The organism is Vibrio sp. 1288, assembly GCF_033344475.1.
In genome coordinates, this window is sequence record NZ_JAWPOX010000469.1 from 1 (window position 1) to 726 (window position 726).

General features: G+C 45.2%; 1 pseudogene. It reads right to left on the reverse strand.

The window, feature by feature from the left end:
- Positions 1-726, reverse strand: a pseudogene (locus R8O11_RS27445) (ABC transporter permease); the annotation flags it as partial.

A 726-nucleotide genomic window follows, 5' to 3' on the forward strand; every position in this document is an offset into this window, starting at 1 on the left:
GACAACATCCCCATCGCAGTTAGGTTCATGTGGAATGCTTTGGTCAAAGATTCAAGCTCAGTACGAGTGTTTCGTACCAAGGTCATGCCATTTGGCAGTATGTTTTTTAATGCGATCAGTTTTTCTTCTGGCATCTCGCCACATGAAATCGCTGAAAGACCCGAGCTTCGCTTCAACATTCTTAATAAAGAAATGTCGGTAACTAAACGTGTACCTGATAAGAGCTTGTTTTGATCCACTTGAACAGGACCAAGACGGCTACCATCATTCAACTCAATAAAGTCGCCGTCTTGCCAGTTCATGTAAGACGCCAAATCTTGACTGATCAAGATCGGATACGGCGGCTTCATCAAGGAGAGAACGGGCATCTCATTAAGTGACTTGCCGTGCTGAAGGGGGATCATTGCGACAGGATCGATGCCAACGAGCATCAAGTTCATGTCCGTTTTGGCATCCAGATGAAGGACGTCAAAAGGCGCACATTGGTTGAAACCAGCGCGGCGCAACTGAATGTAAAATCCTTGAGGAATTTTATTTGCAGAATGTTTGGTACGAATTCGGTAAGGAAGTGGGTTTGAGAAAAGCTTCTCACCTGTTTCGTAACTCTGCTTCGCATGTTGGTTGATAGAAGTAACACCAACGAGAAGCGAAACACCAAGCGTTAAGCCTAACCAGACGAGAATAATTTGCAGTGGGTAACGACGGTAATGACCGAGTAGTGCCTTA